At 70.9% G+C, this 15,790-nt stretch carries 15 protein-coding genes; 7 read left to right on the top strand and 8 right to left on the bottom strand.

Annotation, left to right across the window (positions count from 1 at the left end):
• Window positions 1–77: 77 nt before the first annotated feature.
• From BN1701_RS29625 to mihF, 5 genes are all read right to left on the bottom strand, one after another.
• A complete protein-coding gene (locus BN1701_RS29625; protein ID WP_067520928.1) occupies window positions 78–1,448 on the bottom strand; it encodes a glycosyltransferase family 4 protein in 1,371 nt (456 codons plus the stop codon).
• On the bottom strand, window positions 1,449–2,210 hold the full coding sequence (locus tag BN1701_RS29620; RefSeq protein WP_054054273.1) for a glycosyltransferase: 762 nt from the start codon (window positions 2,208–2,210) through the stop codon (window positions 1,449–1,451).
• Between the two features lie 318 nt (window positions 2,211–2,528).
• Window positions 2,529–3,737 (bottom strand): CdaR family transcriptional regulator, encoded by a 1,209-nt coding sequence (locus tag BN1701_RS29615; protein ID WP_054054271.1) that lies wholly within the window; start codon window positions 3,735–3,737, stop codon window positions 2,529–2,531.
• A gap of 124 nt (window positions 3,738–3,861) precedes the next feature.
• The gene (locus BN1701_RS29610; protein ID WP_054054268.1) at window positions 3,862–5,001 is read right to left on the bottom strand and encodes an isochorismate synthase; all 1,140 of its coding nucleotides are present in this window, start codon (window positions 4,999–5,001) and stop codon (window positions 3,862–3,864) included.
• 124 nt (window positions 5,002–5,125) lie between these two features.
• Complete coding sequence (gene mihF, locus BN1701_RS29605; RefSeq protein ID WP_172803343.1) at window positions 5,126–5,437, bottom strand: integration host factor, actinobacterial type; 312 nt, start codon at window positions 5,435–5,437, stop codon at window positions 5,126–5,128.
• A gap of 358 nt (window positions 5,438–5,795) precedes the next feature.
• On the opposite strand from mihF, the gene BN1701_RS29600 reads away from it, so the two are divergent.
• The 4 genes from BN1701_RS29600 to BN1701_RS29585 all read left to right on the top strand — a co-directional run bounded on the left by BN1701_RS29600 (window position 5,796) and on the right by BN1701_RS29585 (window position 9,565).
• Window positions 5,796–7,433 (top strand): long-chain fatty acid--CoA ligase, encoded by a 1,638-nt coding sequence (locus BN1701_RS29600; RefSeq protein ID WP_054054265.1) that lies wholly within the window; start codon window positions 5,796–5,798, stop codon window positions 7,431–7,433.
• 174 nt (window positions 7,434–7,607) lie between these two features.
• Window positions 7,608–8,105, top strand: a complete 498-nt coding sequence (locus BN1701_RS29595; protein WP_067521405.1) for a helix-turn-helix transcriptional regulator — start codon at window positions 7,608–7,610, stop codon at window positions 8,103–8,105.
• 10 nt (window positions 8,106–8,115) lie between these two features.
• A complete protein-coding gene (locus BN1701_RS29590) occupies window positions 8,116–9,123 on the top strand; it encodes a gamma-glutamylcyclotransferase (protein ID WP_054054261.1) in 1,008 nt (335 codons plus the stop codon).
• 64 nt (window positions 9,124–9,187) lie between these two features.
• Window positions 9,188–9,565: a PRC-barrel domain-containing protein gene (locus tag BN1701_RS29585; protein ID WP_157368286.1), complete on the top strand. Its 378-nt coding sequence runs from the start codon at window positions 9,188–9,190 to the stop codon at window positions 9,563–9,565.
• A gap of 155 nt (window positions 9,566–9,720) precedes the next feature.
• Here BN1701_RS29585 and BN1701_RS29580 read toward each other — a convergent pair whose 3' ends face one another.
• Window positions 9,721–10,587, bottom strand: coding sequence for a transposase (locus tag BN1701_RS29580; RefSeq protein WP_054054256.1), 867 nt, complete (start codon window positions 10,585–10,587; stop codon window positions 9,721–9,723).
• A 251-nt stretch (window positions 10,588–10,838) separates the two neighbouring features.
• Here BN1701_RS29580 and BN1701_RS29575 point away from each other — a divergent pair, with 251 nt between their 5' ends.
• From BN1701_RS29575 to BN1701_RS29565, 3 genes are all read left to right on the top strand, one after another.
• Entirely contained in the window at window positions 10,839–11,192 is a 354-nt protein-coding gene (locus tag BN1701_RS29575) for a hypothetical protein (protein ID WP_054054253.1), read from the top strand.
• A 47-nt stretch (window positions 11,193–11,239) separates the two neighbouring features.
• On the top strand, window positions 11,240–11,854 hold the full coding sequence (locus BN1701_RS29570; protein WP_054054251.1) for a TetR/AcrR family transcriptional regulator: 615 nt from the start codon (window positions 11,240–11,242) through the stop codon (window positions 11,852–11,854).
• Window positions 11,855–11,997: 143 nt separating this feature from the next.
• Window positions 11,998–13,554 carry a glycerol-3-phosphate dehydrogenase/oxidase gene (locus BN1701_RS29565; RefSeq protein WP_054054249.1) on the top strand — a complete coding sequence of 519 codons (1,557 nt, stop codon included), beginning with the start codon at window positions 11,998–12,000 and terminating at the stop codon, window positions 13,552–13,554.
• Between the two features lie 375 nt (window positions 13,555–13,929).
• Here BN1701_RS29565 and BN1701_RS29560 read toward each other — a convergent pair whose 3' ends face one another.
• Both BN1701_RS29560 and BN1701_RS29555 read right to left on the bottom strand, forming a co-directional pair.
• Entirely contained in the window at window positions 13,930–15,471 is a 1,542-nt protein-coding gene (locus BN1701_RS29560) for a transglycosylase SLT domain-containing protein (RefSeq protein ID WP_054054247.1), read from the bottom strand.
• Window positions 15,472–15,475: 4 nt separating this feature from the next.
• The gene (locus BN1701_RS29555; RefSeq protein ID WP_054054245.1) at window positions 15,476–15,778 is read right to left on the bottom strand and encodes a type VII secretion target; all 303 of its coding nucleotides are present in this window, start codon (window positions 15,776–15,778) and stop codon (window positions 15,476–15,478) included.
• Window positions 15,779–15,790 lie beyond the last annotated feature (12 nt).

The following is a 15,790-nucleotide window of genomic DNA, read 5'->3' as shown; positions in this document are numbered from 1 at the left end:
TCGACGGTAATACCAGCGAAAGATACGTCCGATATAGGGCTGGGCAACACTGCTGAACGGCTGATTAAGTCAATCCGTTACGTTCCGCGCGGAGTTCGTAAGGATCCACCCAACAATCGCTCCGCATCGGTGGCGGCTCGCACCGCGTCGGCGGGCTGACCTGCGTTTTCCACCGCCGCCTTGAGCCGCCCCACCGAACATTGCTCAACCAGGACCCACTGCCCGATTCCGTCGGTCCCCGACCGCGATCCGACCAGGGCCGGACGGTCGGTAACACCTGAAAGGTTGAATTCGGCGATGATCGCCTCCGGCATTCGGGGCAACCACTCACCCATTTCCAGACCGGCTCGAAGATCGGCGACGAGCGCGGTGAACCGCTCGCCCGTGACCGTCCAGTCGAACCGGCTCGCCCAGTCCTGACACGCCTTGGCGACCGCCTCGGCCCTGGCCGGGTCGCGCAGGTCGGTCAGCACGTGGTCGATCATCGCGGTGACGTCGCCGTCGACGAGCCAGCCGGTGTCGCCGTGGCGGACCGAGTCGCGCAGGCCGTCGACGTCGCGGCACAGCGTCGGCACGCCGTGCGCGGCGGCCTCGACCACCGCCAGGCCCCAGCCCTCGCCGTCGGAGAGCGTGACGTTGACCCAGGATCGGGCCAGCAGCGCGGACTTCGTCTCGTCGTCGACGTAGCCGTGCACCTCGACGCCCTCGCCCGCCATGTCCCGCAGCGCCGATTCCTCCGGGCCGCCGCCGACCACGTGCAGCCGCAGCGTCGGCCAGCGCTCGCGCAGCGTGTGGACTGTCTCGATGAGACGGTCGACGCGCTTGTGCGCCACCAGCCTGCCCAGGCACACCAGCGTCGGCTCGGGGTCGCGGGCCACCCGCTCGCCCGAGGGCTGGTCCATCCCGTTGGGAACGACGTAGACCGGCCCGGTCCAGTTCAACCGGGCCCGCATCGCGTGAACCGTCGACGGTGAGACAGAGACCGTGACCGCGTGCCGGTACGCCAGCCGCGCCACCGGACCCTCCAGCCATCGGCCGACCGCGGCCAGCCACGGCGGGAAGTGGACGGCGAACTGGGCGTCGTGCACGTGGTGCATGAGCAGGACGACCTTGGTCCGGCGCCGCAGCACCAGCGGGCTGAAGAACGGGATGCCGTTCTGGCAGTCGACGACCACGTCGACCTGGCCGCGGTTGCGCAGCAGCCAGAACAGCGCCCAGAGGTAGACCGTCCACCGGCCACCGCGGCGCACGTACGTCAGGGTCGCGGTCTCGCCCGGGGACTGGCCTTCATCGCGCGCGGTCAGGAACGTGACCCTGGCCCCGGCGTGCGCCATCGCCTCGCCGACGCGCACGGCGTACTCCTCCGCGCCGCCCGCGAGCCGGTGGCCCCGGTCCCGCCAGTTGACGATGACGACCCGGGCGCCGCGCAAGGGCTTGGGCCCACCCACCTACGCGACCTCCGCGATCACCGTGTCGGAGCTGAGAACCGGCGCGGACACCGTCTCCCGGTCGAGCAGCTCCCTGATCTCCCGCAGCGCGGCGAAGCTGCGGAAGCCGTCGCGCATCGGGCTGAACGTGGAACCGGGCACGTCGGTCCAGCGGACCGGCAGCTCGGCGATGACCGCGCCGTTCTGCTGCGCCCTGGCCAGCAGTTCGACGTCGAAGGCGAACCCGGTCGTGCGCAGCGGGGTGAACACCGCCGTCGCGGTCGCGCGGTCGAAGAACTTGAAGCCGCACTGGGTGTCGGCCACCCCGGGCACCAGCGACCCCACCGCGCGCCGGAACGCCCACGCACCCGCCTGGCGCAGCACGCTGTGCCGCGCGCGGACATCGGACATCGGGTGCGCCCGCGAACCGATGACGACGTTGACGCCGTCGAAGAGGTGGGCGAGCGTGGGCGTGAGAGCGTCCATGTTGGTCGCGAGGTCGGCGTCGCAGAACCCGACGAAGGCACTGTCGGTGTCCAGCACACCCGCGCGCACCGCCGCGCCCTTGCCCCGCTCGGCGCACTCGATCATCCGGATCGGCACCGGGCCTGCCCGGTGCGCCCGCACGACCTCGGCGCTGCGGTCGGTGCTGCCGTTGTCCACCACGACGATCTCGGTCCGGCGGGACACCCCACGAAGCGCGTAGGCGAGCCCGACCAGGGTCGCGGGCAGGCGGCGCTCCTCGTTGAGGACAGGCACGACTACCGACAGCAGCGTCCTCAATGGGTCCTCCTAGAGTGAGACCGGGGTCACATTCACCGCGAAGTTACCCAACGGTAGTACCGAGGCCGCGCGGCTCCGAATGTGACGGACACCACACTGGTACATGAACTTCGATTCAGGTTAGTTGAGAGAGGCCGTTCGGCCTAGTTTCTTTACGCCGAATAGTCCAGCACGCCAACCAAGACTGTTTCCCGGCACAAAATCGGGTATCGCCGCTGGTCCGGATTCGTTGACCCGCACACGGGACAACCGGCCGTCATGGCTGGAGAACAGCGACAGCGCGAAACCAAATGGTCGCGCTAGGTCACCGCGCCAGGATCAGGCCTCGGTGGTCGCGCCGAGGCTTGGGTCCAGGCGGGCGGTCTCCACGGCGGCGAACAGTTCCGCGACGTTGCGAGGGTCGGCCAGGTCGCGTTTGGTCAGGTCCTGGATCCGCCGAATGCGGTAGCGGACCGTGTTCGGGTGGACGAACAGCCGCGCCGCCGTCGCCTTGGCCGAGCCGCCCTCGGCATACCAGGCGTGCAGGGTGCGCAGCAGGACCTCCTGCTCGGCCTTGGGCAGTTCCAGCACCCCGGACAGCACGTCGCGGGCCAGCTCCCTGGCCAGCTCCAGACTGCCCGCCACCAGCGTGGTCAGCGGCTGGTCGCCGAAGCCCGCCACCCCGGTCTCGCCGGGGGCCAGGCAGCGCCGCGCGATGCGGGCGCGGCGCAGGGCGGCCGGGACGCGGCGCAGCCCCGAGACCGGGGGGCTCATGCCGATGCCGTGCCCGGCGGTGTCGAGGGCCTCGCGCAGCAGGCGCAGATCGGTCGCGCGCTCCACGGCCACGATGCCGACCTCGGCGTTGGGCAGGCTGCGCCAGACCAGCCGCCAGCGGCGGGAGTCCACGACCGCGCCCATGGGCATCCGGTCGGTGGGGCGGTCGGCGTAGAGCACCACGAACGGGCCGGCGGGGGGCAGCCGCAGCGCCTTGGCCGCGTCGTCCAACTCGGCCTGCTTGGTGAACCGGCCGTCGAGGAGCCCGTCGATGAGCGCGATCCGGGCCTTCTCGTCGTAGCGGGCCGAGTCGGCCTCGAACTCGGTGTAGGCCGTGGCGATGACATTGGAATAGTTGTCGATGATGCGCCAGACGGTGTTGCTGATCGGCAGCATCTGCTCGGCGGTGAGGATCCCGCTCGGGATGGCCCGCTCCATGAGCACCTCGTAGGTGTAGGTGCCCGCCATCCGGAAGGCACGCAGCACCGCCGAGAGCGGAATACCCGCCTTGGCCTGGGCCAGCGCGGTCTTGTGCGCCGACTCGACGCTGACGTCGCGGCCCTCGATGAACGCGCTGAAGGCGTTGCGCAGGTTGACCTCGCACACCTTGCGCAGTTCCTCCGGCGCGGTGAGGTTCACGCGCCGGTAGAACTCTTCGTTGTCGCTGAGGAGCTTCGCCAGTTCCGAGGCGAACTCCGGCAGCCTCTCCAGGAGCTGACGAACAAGGTCGGCCAACTCGGGAGGCAGCGGCGACGCCAACGTCGGGGCTCCCACGGCACGACTGTAACCCCTCGTTCGCGTTCCTTGATAGCGAATGGGGTTCGTATTTGTGATGTTCGGCTAACCGCGGTTCAGTCTGTCACCAGATCCAACGACCCGCGCCACCTGCGGTGACGCCTCAGTTGAGCCGCATGCCGAGGGCCGCGAGGAGGGTGTGGAATTTCGCCGTGGTCTCGGCGAGCTCCGATTCCGGGACCGAGTCGGGCATGATCCCGGCGCCCGCGAACAGCCGCATCCGCCGGTCGTCGACCTCCGCGCAGCGGATCGCCACGATCCACTCGCCGTCGCCCGCCGCGTCGCACCAGCCAACCACGCCGCTGTAGAAGCCGCGGTCGAACGGCTCGTGGTGGGCGATGGCCGCGCGGGCCGCCGCCGCGGGCGTGCCGCACACCGCGGGCGTCGGGTGCAGCGCGGCGGCCAGGCGCAGCGCGGAGACGTCCGGGTCGATCAGCTCGCCGGTGATCCGGGTCGACAGGTGCCACACCGACGGGGTCTCGACCAGCGAGGGCGTCGGCGGCACGGTCAGGTTCCGGCAGAACGGCCGCAGCGTCTCGACCACGGCCTCCACCACGACCCGGTGCTCGCCCTGGTCCTTGGCCGAGGCCAGCAGCGCCTCGCCGACGGCGCGGTCGGCGGCCGGGTCGGCCACGCGCGGCACCGAGCCCGCCAGCGGGTTGGACAGCACCGTGGTCCCGGTCCGCCGCAGCAGCAGCTCGGGGCTGGCCCCCAGCAGGGTCCGGCCCGCGTCGAGGTCGGCGGCGTAGGTGTAGCCGAGCGGGTTGGCCTCGATCAGGCCGGGAAGCAGGGCGGCGATGTCGACCGGGTCGGCGAAGCCGAGGTCCACCGCCCGCGCGAGCACCACTTTGCGCAGGTCAGGGTCGGTGCGCAGGTCGGCGACGGTGGCGGCGACCGCGCGGGCGTAGGCGGCGGGTTCGGGCACCGGGGTCACGCTGGCGGCGACGGTGTGCGGCACGGCGGCCGGGACCAGCCCGTGCGCGGGACCGGCGGACAGCACCTCCGCCGGGATCACCAGCCGGGGGTCGAGGGTGTCGTCGAACGGCAGCACGCCCACGGCGACGGGCACCCCGGAGTCAAGGATCAGCTTGCCGACGCGGGCGGCGAGTTCCTCGGCGTGGGATTCGGTGACGACGGCCTGGCACCCGGTGGCGAGCAGCGTGGACGCGGGCCCGGCGAGCAGGAAATCACCCGGTCGATACCGCTCGACCAGTGTTCGCGGTCCCGCATCGTCACCTGCCACACCACCATCATGCCCAGCGGCGCGCACGCCCGCGTTATGGCCTTGCTTACCCGGGCGGCGGAAAAAAGACGGCCGGGGGTAGGCGACGGTGTCCGTCGCCTACCCCCGGCCGGGGTTCACCGGGTCAGTTGAGCGCGTCGATCAGCGCGGAGCGCTGCCGGTCGCCCAGGCCCGCGGCCCGACGATCCGGGTCGATGCCTGCCTGCTCGAGCAGGGCGGCGACCTTCACCGCACCCAGCCCGGGCACGGCCTTGAGCAGGGCAGCGACCTTCGTCTTGCCGATGGTCTTGTCGTCCTTGGCCTTGCCGAGCACCGACGCGATGGTCCGCTCACCGGACTTGATCGACGCCAGCAGCTCGGAACGCGCCTTGCGCGCCTCGGCGGCCTTGGCGAGCGCGTCAGCGCGCTGCTCGGGAGTCAACGTGGGCAGAGCCAACGTGGTAGTCCTTTCCTTCTTCACCCACCGCGGCAGCGGAGGGTCAGACAAAAGTTGTCTGGCGATCAATTGGCTACCGACGGTCACCAGAGCGCTAGCGGTATCCCGCCCTCGACCCACGGTGCGACCACCGTCGCCAGTTGCCTTTCGCCAGTAAACGACACCTCGACCGGCAACATACCCCCGACACGCGCAAACCTCCTGCTGAGCGTGCCCAACCGAGTGTCGCGACACAGCGTGACAGCATGATCAACAAGGCCGCGTGGCCGATTTCCACCATGTCGCGGACGCGTTTCGCGCACTATCGTCTCTGGTTACCAGTCGGTAGTCGGGGTGACCCCAGGGAGCTTGATCGACGATGTTGAGCACCATGCAGGACGGCCAGCTGTCCATCGCCACGCTGCTGCGCCACGGCTCGGCCGTGCACGCGGGCAGCGAGGTCGTGACCTGGACCGGAACCGAGGGCCGGATCACCACGTTCGCCCAGGTCGGGACCCAGTCGGCCCAGCTGGCCAACGCGCTGCGCGGACTCGGTGTCACCGGCGACCAGCGGGTCGCGACGTTCATGTGGAACAACGCCGAGCACCTCACCGCCTACCTCGCGGTGCCCGCGATGGGGGCGGTGCTGCACACGCTCAACATCAGGCTGTTCCCTGAGCAGCTGACCTACATCGCCAACCACGCCGAGGACCACGTCGTCATCGTCGACGGCACCCTGGTCCCGCTGCTGGCCCAGCACCTGCCCACGTTCAAGACGGTCAAGCACGTCATCGTGGCCAATGGCGACGCCGCGGCCCTCCAGGCGCCCGAGGGCGTCCAGGTGCACGCCTACGCCGACCTGCTCGCCGCCCAGTCCACCGAGTTCGACTGGCCCGAGATCGACGAACGCGCCGCGGCGGCGATGTGCTACACCTCGGGCACCACCGGCAACCCCAAGGGCGTGGTCTACTCCCACCGCTCGATCTGGCTGCACTCGATGCAGATCTGCATGGCCGACGGCATGGGCCTGTCCTCAGCGGACCGCTCGCTGGTGATCGTCCCGCAGTTCCACGCGATGTCGTGGGGCCTGCCATACGCGGCGTTCATGTCCGGCGCGTCGCTGATCATGCCCGACCGGTTCCTGCAGCCGGAGCCGCTGGTCAAGCTCATCGAGGCGACCAGGCCGACCCAGTCGGCCGCGGTGCCGACCATCTGGCAGGGCGTGCTGGCCCACCTCGACGCGCACCCGGCCGACCTGAGTTCGCTGCGCGAGGTCGTCGTCGGCGGCTCGGCTTGCCCGCCGTCGATGATGCACACCTTCGCCGAGAAGTACGGCGTCCACATCGTCCACGCCTGGGGCATGACCGAGACCTCGCCGCTGGGCACCCTGTGCCGCCCGCCCGCCGGGCTGTCGGAGAAGCAGACCTGGGCCTACCGCTACACCCAGGGCCGCCTGCCCGCGGGCGTCAGCGCGCGTCTGGTCGGCGACGGCGGCGAGGAACTGCCGTGGGATGGCGAGAGCGTCGGTGAGCTGGAGGTCCGCGGCCCGTGGATCACGGGTTCCTACTACCGGTTGGATGAAGACGGGGAGGGCACGGAGAAGTTCGACGGCGGCTGGCTGCGCACCGGCGACGTCGGCACGCTCACCCCGGACGGCTTCCTGACCCTGACCGACCGCTCCAAGGACATCATCAAGTCCGGCGGCGAGTGGATCTCCTCGGTCGAGCTGGAGAACGCCGTCATGGCCCACCCGGCGGTCGCCGAGGCCGCGGTCATCGGCATCCCCGACCCGAAGTGGGACGAGCGCCCGCTGGTCACGGTGGTCCTGCGCGAGGGCGTCGAGGCCCAGCCGGAGGAGCTGCGCGGCTTCCTGACCGACAAGGTCGCCAAGTGGCAGCTGCCCGAGAACTGGGCGTTCATCGCCGAGGTGCCCAAGACCAGCGTCGGCAAGTTCGACAAGAAGGTTCTGCGCGCCCAGCACGCCGAGGGCAAGCTCGACGTGCGACACCTGGACTGACACCGTCGGTGGGGGCGGCCGCCCGGCCGCCCCCACGGGTACCGCTGAACGGGCGCGGCTGTTCAACCGACTAGGTAGGGTCATGCAGTCCCATCTGCCAGGAGGTGACCCGCCCTGCCCGCATCGACCCCGCGCGACCGCAAGCTGAACGCGACGTCGTACGTAGTGCTCGGGATGCTCGCCCACGGCCCGGCCACCAGCTACGACCTCAAACAGCGCGTCGGCTACACGATCGGCAACTTCTGGGCCTTCGCCCACTCTCAGCTCTACGACGAGCCCGCGCGGTTGGCCGAGGACGGACTGGTGACCGCCGCGGTCGAGGAGAGCGGCAGACGCCGCCGCACGTACTCGATCACCGACGAGGGCCGCGCGGCGCTGGCGGTGTGGCTCGCGTCGCCCACCCCGGAGCAGACCGAGGTGCGCGACCTCGGGCTGCTCAAGCTGTTCTTCGCCACCTTCGGCGACGAGTCCACCCTGCTCGACCTGGCCCGCGCCCGCCACGCCTCGCACAAGGCCCGCGGCGACGGGTACATCGCCCAGCGCGAACAGATCATCGACTTCGCCGACCGCTGGCAGGTCAAGGCACTGGAGCTGGGCATCCGCTTCGAACGCACCGTCGAGGAGTTCTGGGCCGAGTTCATGGCCGAACTTGAGGCCGAGGGCGACAGGTAGCCGCCGCCCGATGTTCGCCGACGCCGACTATCCCGCGCTCCCCTACCCCGGCACCTGCCCGGCGTTCTCCTACGTCCACGACGACGGGACGGGGTGGCCGCTGGCCGACGGCCGGGTCGACGGCGTCGAACTGGACGCGTGGCTGCGCGGCCGGGGTGCGCCGGTCACCGCCGAGCGGGTGCCGGTGCTGGCCTACGGCTCCAACGCGTGCCCGTCGAAGCTGACCTGGCTGCGCACCGAGCTGGGGATGTCCGGCCCGGTCGTGGTCCTGCGTGCCCGCTGCGACGGCCTGGCCGCGGTCTGGGCGGCGGGCCAGCGCGTGGTGGACGACGCGCGCCCGGTGGTCCTGGCCGCGCTGCCGGGTACCGAGGAGCACGCCGTGCTGATGGTGACCCCCGCTCAGGTCCGCGCCCTCGACGCCTGCGAGGGCCGCGGCACGCGCCACCACCTGGCCCACGTCCACACCGGACGGGTGACACTGGTCGACGGCGGACGGCTCGACGGGGTGCTGGCCTACGTCGGCGCGAGCGAGTCCCGCCGCCCCCTGCTGGTCGACGGCGCCATGGTGCGGCGCACCGACCCGGCGGGCGCGGGCGTTCCTGGCACGACCGACGGGCTCGACTACAACGTCCTGACGGGTGATCCCGTCCCCGACGCCTACCCACGGTCCCTCTTCGTCTACGGCACCCTCCAGCCCGGCGCCTCGGCCTGGCACATCCTCGCCCCGGGCACCGTCGGCGCCCCCCGCCGCGCGCGGGTCGCGGGCACCCTGTTCGACACCGGCCGCGGCTACCCCGCGCTCACCATCGGCGCAGGTCCCGGCGTCGACGGCTGGGTGGTCGACCTGGCCGGACCCGACGTCCTCGCCGCCGCCGACGCCTACGAGGGCAGCCAGTACAACCGGATTCGAGTGGTCCTCGACGACGGCGCGCTGTGTTGGACCTATGTCTGGACCGGACCGCGCGCCAGCCTCGTGCCGATGCCCGCGGCCTGGCCGTCCCAGTCCCCGATGGGGTGAACCACGGGTGAGGCCGGGCCGTTCGCGGTTGCGGGTGGAGCCGGACGGAGTGACCGTGGTCTGCATGAGACCGCAGGACCTGATCGGCCATGACGTGTACGACCCGGACGGCCGCAAGATCGGCCGAGTCGGCACGGTGTACCTCGATGGGGCGACCCGCGAACCCGGATGGGTGACGGTGCGCACCGGGCTGTTCGGTCACCGGGAGAGCTTCGTCCCGCTGGCCGGCGCCCACCCCGGCGCCGAAGGCGTCCAAGTGGAGGTCGCCTTGGACGTCGTCAAGGACGCCCCCCAAGCCGAGGGGGCGCTGTCCGCCGAGACCGCCACGGAGCTCTACCGCTACTACGGCCTCCCGGACGCGCCCCCGCCCATCCCCCTCCAACGGATCCCCAAACCGTCGGACATGCCCCGCAAGGCCCCCACCTCCCCCGCCACCCCCTAGATCCCCGGTGGGCGGCGCCGCGACCCGACGCCGCCCACCGGACTCCCCCGCCTCCCCGGAATTTTTACGTTGGGTCGCCTGCCGACGAAATCGTGCGGTTTGGCGGTCACCGTGGTCAGCCGCCGTCTCGGTCCCCTTAGGCGCGTTCTGTGGGTTCAGTTTGTCGGTAGGGCGATCCGGGCGATGCTGTGGGCTGCGATGGTGGCGGCGGTGCGGGTGAGCAGGCCGTGGAAGGTGTGAGCGCCGTGTCGGGCGAGTTCCATGGTGTCGGTGAGTTCTCTGAAGGTGGTTTCCACGCGGTTGCGCCACTCGGCGATGATCTTCTGCAGGGTGGCTGGCATGGTCGCGCGGTCGGCCTTGGTTGGCGGCACCAGGTTTGTGATCCCTTGTGCGGCAAGGGATTTGGTGAAGGCTCGGCCGTTGAAGCCTTTATCGTTGAGCAGGCCGACGAGTTGCTCGGCGCCGGCGATCAGGTCGGGGACCAGTGCGCGTTCGCTCACTGTCGCGGGCACGATCGCCCAGGCTCGGACCAGCCGCGAACCCAGGTCGGTGCGCACAGCGAGGCGGAAACCGTAGAACCACTCGCCGTGTGCGGCGTCGCGGCCGAAACGGGCGCACAGCTCGTTGGGCCCGGTCCAGGAGTCCGGGCCGCGGACCCGGCTGGGGTGTTTGACCGGCAGCGCGGAGGTGTCGATCTGACCCCAGGTGTCGGCAGGGACCGTGGCGAGCACGGCCTGGCGGATCTGTTCGTAGGCGCCATAGAGCCAGCGGGCGCGGCGGTTCACCTCGCTGATGTGAGGCAGCGACGGGAACAGTCGTGGCCACTCGCGGCGGATCTCGGCGACGAATCCGGACTCGCTGCGCCGACCCATCAGGTGTCTGACCAGCCCAATCGTGATGATCTCGGCGTCAGTGCAGGCCGGTGCCGGACCAGGACGCGGCGGGATGACCACCACTCCATCCTTGATCAGGTCATCGACGAGGACGTAGCAGTGGACGAACAGATCCTCAGCAGGCAACATGACAGTGCCCCTCGCAGGTCGGCGATCTTCAGCAATCACCAGCCTGCGCAGGGGCACCCTCATATCCAGCACCAACACGCCGACCAACCCACAAAACGCGCCTTAGGTGACGGTCTGGTGACCCGCTAGTCCTTTATAGACATTTGTGGCCGCGGCCTTGCCGCCCGAAGCCGCCGTCGCGGGTGGGCGTCGCGGGTCGGGCTGTGGATAGATTCCGGCATCGGGCCGCGAACTTTGCCAGGATCTATGTCATGAGTACCGAACCCGAAGACCCGCTGGACCGCGTCACCCTCAGCCCGGCCCGCTTCGCCGCCACCCTGGCCGTGATCGCACTGCTGCTCGGGCTGATCCTCGCGCTGATACCGGTCCGGGTGGCGAGTCCGAACGCGGCCGCCCCGGGCAAGGTGTCCTGCGGCAACACGATCGGCGGGGTGGAGACGCGGTCGGTCGTCGAGGGTTTGGGCGCCAACGACCGGCCGGTCACCGTGGCCTACATCGACATGTGCGAGCGAGCCATCAGCGGGCGGACAACAGTGTCGTGGCTGCTGTTCTTCGCGGGCTTAGTCGGCGGGATCGGATTGGGGGTGGTGCGCAAGCGGCGATAGCGACAGGCGAGTGGTCAGCGGGCGACCCGACCGCTAGAGTGTGACATATGACGTCAAAACGTCACACCTCTCCGACCCGCGTCGACGACGACGTGCTGCTCGACGCCGCCCGCGCCTGCGTCCTGGACCAAGGCGTCGGCCGAACCACCCTGACCGACGTGGCCCGCCGCGCCGAGGTCAGCCGGATGACGCTGTACCGCCGCTTCCCGGACGTGCGATCGCTGCTGGCCGCCCTGATGACCAGGGAGTTCTCCGCGATTCTCACCGACGTCGGGTCCATGGCGGTCGACCATCCGACTGCCAGAGACCGCCTGGTCGTCGGCGCGGTCGCCGCCGTCCGCGCGCTGACGGCCGACCCCCTCATGCGCACGATCCTCGACCGCGACGGCGCCCTCGTGCTGCCGTACATCGTGGAACGGCTGGGGACCACACAGCACCTCGCCGAAGGCTTCCTGCGCGCGCAGATCGCCCTGGGCCACGAGGACGGCTCGGTCCGCCGGGCGGACGCGGCCGCACAGGCCAGGGCGACCCTGCTCGTCGTGCAGTCCTTCGCCCTGTCGTTCACCCCCGCTACGGCGACGCTAGACCCCGAGCGGCTGTTCGCCGAACTCACGCACGTCCTCGACGCGAGCCTGCGCCCGACCACCCCGACACGCCCATGACCACCGCACGCGGGCCGCACCACCAGCCAAACACCGCCCACGGCGCGCGACACCCACGGATCCTCGCACTTGATGCTCAACCCTGCCGCTGACACCACCCGCCACCCGCAGTTCGTTCGCCCGCACACCACTTCGGAGCTCCCATGACCGCCACTCATCTCAACGCCGAGCGGCGTGCCGCCGAGCTCGCCGACCTGGCCGCCGGTGAGGTGGTCGACCTGCTCGTCGTCGGTGGTGGGGTGACCGGTGCCGGAGTCGCGCTCGACGCCGCGTCGCGAGGGCTGTCGGTGGCGTTGGTGGAGGCCGAGGACCTGGCCTTCGGTACGTCGCGGTGGTCGAGCAAGCTGGTCCACGGCGGCCTGCGCTACCTGGCCAAGGGCGACGTCGGCCTGGCCCACGAGTCCGCCGTGGAGCGCGGCATCCTGATGACCCGCACCGCCCCGCACCTCACCCGCGCCCTGCCGCAGCTCATCCCCCTCCACCCCGGCGTGTCCACAGTGGACGCGACGGTAACCTTCACTGGGCTCGCCGCGGGGGACGTGCTGCGCCGGGTCGCCCGCACCCCGTCGCGCCTGCTTCCCCGGCCGCGCAGGGTTTCCGAGCCGGAGGCGCTCGCCCTGGCGCCGGGGCTGCGGCGCCCTGGCCTGCGTGGCGGCCTGCTTTCCTTCGACGGCCAGCTGATCGATGACGCCCGGCTCGTCGTGGCGCTGGCCCGCACGGCGGCGGGGTTCGGGGCCCGGGTGCTCACCAAGGCCCGCGTGACCACCCTGACCGGCTCCGGCGCCGACGTCGTCGACGGACTCACCGGCGACACCGTGCAGATCCAGGCCCGCGCGACCGTCAACGCCACCGGCGTCTGGGCGGGCACGCTGGTCGACTCGGTGACGCTGCGCCCCTCGCGCGGGTCGCACCTGGTCCTCGACGGCGCGGCCATGGGCATCCGGAACGCCGCGCTCACCATCCCCGTCCCCGGTCACTTCGGCCGCTATGCGCTGCTGCTGCCGCAGGCCGACGGCAGGCTCTACCTCGGCCTGACCGACGAGCCGGTGGACGGCCCGATCCCGGACGTGCCCGCCGTGCCGGAGTCCGATGTGGACTTCCTGCTCGACATCGCGGGCACCGTCCTGGCCACCCCGCCGACCCGCGCCCACATCCTCGGCCGCTTCGCGGGCCTGCGCCCGCTGCTCGACCTGCCCGGCCGCGGCACCAGCGGTCGCAGCGCCGACCTGTCCCGCCACCACGCGGTGCTCACCGCGCCCGACGGCGTGATCACCGTCGTGGGCGGCAAGCTCACCACCTACCGCAAGATGGCCGCCGACACCGTCGACCGCGCGGTGGAGTCCGCGGGCTTGGCCGCGGGCCCCAGCCGCACCAAGGCACTGCCCCTGGTCGGCGCCGCACCGCGCGCCCAACTCTCCACTGTGGACGCACCGGAGCCGCTGATCCGGCGCTACGGCACCGATGCCGCGAAGATCCACGCGATCGGCCTGCTCGACCCCGCCCTCGCCGAACCCGTCGCGCCGGGCGTCACCGCCGCCGAGGTCGTCTGGGCCGTCCGCCACGAGGGCGCCCTCGACGCCGAGGACGTGCTGCACCGGCGCACCCGGATCGGCCTGGTCGAAGCCGAGGCGCTGGCTGCCAGGCCCGCCGTCACCGACCTGGTCGCCCGCGCCCTGCGAGGCCTCGGCCAGCGGGCTTGACCGCCGCCAACGAGCACATCGCCGATCGGCTTGGTCACGCCGTCCCGGACCTAGTGCTTTGTCCATGGACGTTGTCGGGCTATCGGCGGATCCAGGTTTCCGCTGGGTGTGCCGCCGGAATGCCGCTCGTACTGGGTGTACTTGGGCGTTTGGCGGTACGGCCGGCGGGAAGCTGGGCCGTCGAGAGCCCGGCAACGTCCATGGACACAGCACTAGCGGTCTCGGCCGACGTGGGCACAGCGCTTCCCTGCTACGCGGCGGGTGGGAGCACTGGCCACCGCGGGCGGCGTTGACGGTGGTGGTGGTGGTCGGATTCGTTCCGACACAAGCGAAAGCGGCCCCGCTCCAGGAGAGCGAGGCCGCTTTCGGCGAAAACTACCGCTGCGGGCCGAAATCCGGTGCCGTGGCGGTGAAGGCGTCCAGCAGGGTGTCCCACTGGGCCAGGAAGTACATGACCCCGGCCAGCATGTTGTCCACCGGAGCCCAGATGTTGCCGTAGCCCTGGACCTGGTGCTGCTGGAACATCTGGTCGGTGATCTGCATCATGCCCTTGGGCGGGTAGCCCTCCGAGACGCTCGGCGCCTGCAGGTTCATCGCGTGCGGGTTGCCGCCGGAGTTGCGGTCGACGATCTGGGCGATCTGCTCGGCGTTGATCCGCGACGGGTCGACCCCGTGGTTGATCAGGATCTCCACCGCCGAGCCGATCCAGCGGGCCCGGTCGACCCGGGAGGCCGGGGCACCCGCGTCCGGCGGGGGACCGCTGGGGCCATAGCCCGCGGGCGGCTCGACGCGTGAGATCTGGCCAGGGCCGCCGGTGGCCGGGTAACCCGGCATCGTCGTCCCCGGACCGCCGGTCGGCGGACGGTAGGTCGACGGCGCCGGGACCGCGCCGTGCGAGTAGTCCGGCCTGCCCCCGCCCCCGCCGCCGGTCGGCTGCTCGTAGGTGCGCGGCCTGGACTGCGTGCCCTGCGTGTAGTTCGGCAGGGTCGCGCCCGTGCCCGGCTGGTACTGGTCGTAGCGGTAGTCCTGGTGCGTCGGCCTGCGGTAGTCGGCGCCGGAAGGGTCCCCGTCGCGGCTGTACCGGGCGTTGGCCGCGGTGTCGATGCCTCTGGTGTCGATCGGCGCGGTCTGCCGGGTCGAGGGACCCTGCGAGCCGCCCGCCCGCCCGCCGATGGTCTCCAGCAACTGCTTGACGGCCTTGGCGAGCTGCACGATCTTCTGGATCGTCTGCATGATCTTCTGCAGCGACGAGACGAACTTCTGGATCTTGCCGACGACCTTCTGCGCGGTCTGCACCGCCTCGGCCACCGACTGCACGATGCCCTTGGCGATGCTGGCACCGAAGCTCGCCCACGCCTCGGCCAGCGCCTGGATGATGATCTGGATGACCTTCTGGACGCACTTGTTGATGAAGTCCAGCACGGTCTTGCGCACCTCGGCGAGCAGCTGCCCCGCCTGCTGGATCGCCTGGCCGATGCCCTGGCTGACCTGGGCTAGCGCGTCGAGGCCCTGGGCCTGGGTGGCGCTGGCGCGGCGGTAGCCGTCGGCGGCGGCGCCGTGCCAGTTGCAGGTCTCGGTGCGCGCGGCCTCGCGGTAGCGCTCGGCGGTGGCGGTGATCTGCTCGCCGGTCTTCATCCAGCCGTTGGCGCTGCCCGTGATCGAGTTGGCGTCGCCGAGCAGCGCGTCGAACGGCTCTCGCAGGAACGAGATGTGCTCGATGATCCAGCCGAACCCGGCGCCCGCCGCGGCGCCGAGCGGGTCGCCCGCGATGCCGATGACGTCCATCGCCACGTTGGTGATCGACAGGCCCGCGTCGAGCCAGTCGCCGCGCTCGATGGCGTCCTTGGCGCTGCGCACGTCGTTGGTCAGGTTCGCCGCACCCTGTTCCGCGGTGGTCGTGGTGGTCGTGGTGGCCATTGCCCTATGCCCTCCGGCCGCTGAGCGTGGACGCGTTGGCGTTGTCGATGTTCTCGTAGTCCGCGGCGACCGCTTCCAGTCCTTGGCGGACCTCCTCGATCGAGCCCGCGACCTTGGCGATGCCCTGCACGACGTCGCCGCACGCGCTCAGGATCGCCGAGGCGAAGAACTGGCCGATGACGCCGTAGGCGCCGTCGGTCACCGATTGCGCGGAGCCGGTGGCCGACTGGACCTGGGTGGAGCAGGTCTGCACGGTCCGGGTGTGCACCCGGACCTCGGCCACGTTGACGTTGAAACCGCTGCCCATGTTCGCCTGCTC

Source organism: Alloactinosynnema sp. L-07 (assembly GCF_900070365.1).
Classification (GTDB): Bacteria; Actinomycetota; Actinomycetes; order Mycobacteriales; family Pseudonocardiaceae; genus Actinokineospora.
Note: the sequence above shows the minus strand (reverse complement) of the source record. Positions and strands in the feature narration are given on the sequence as shown.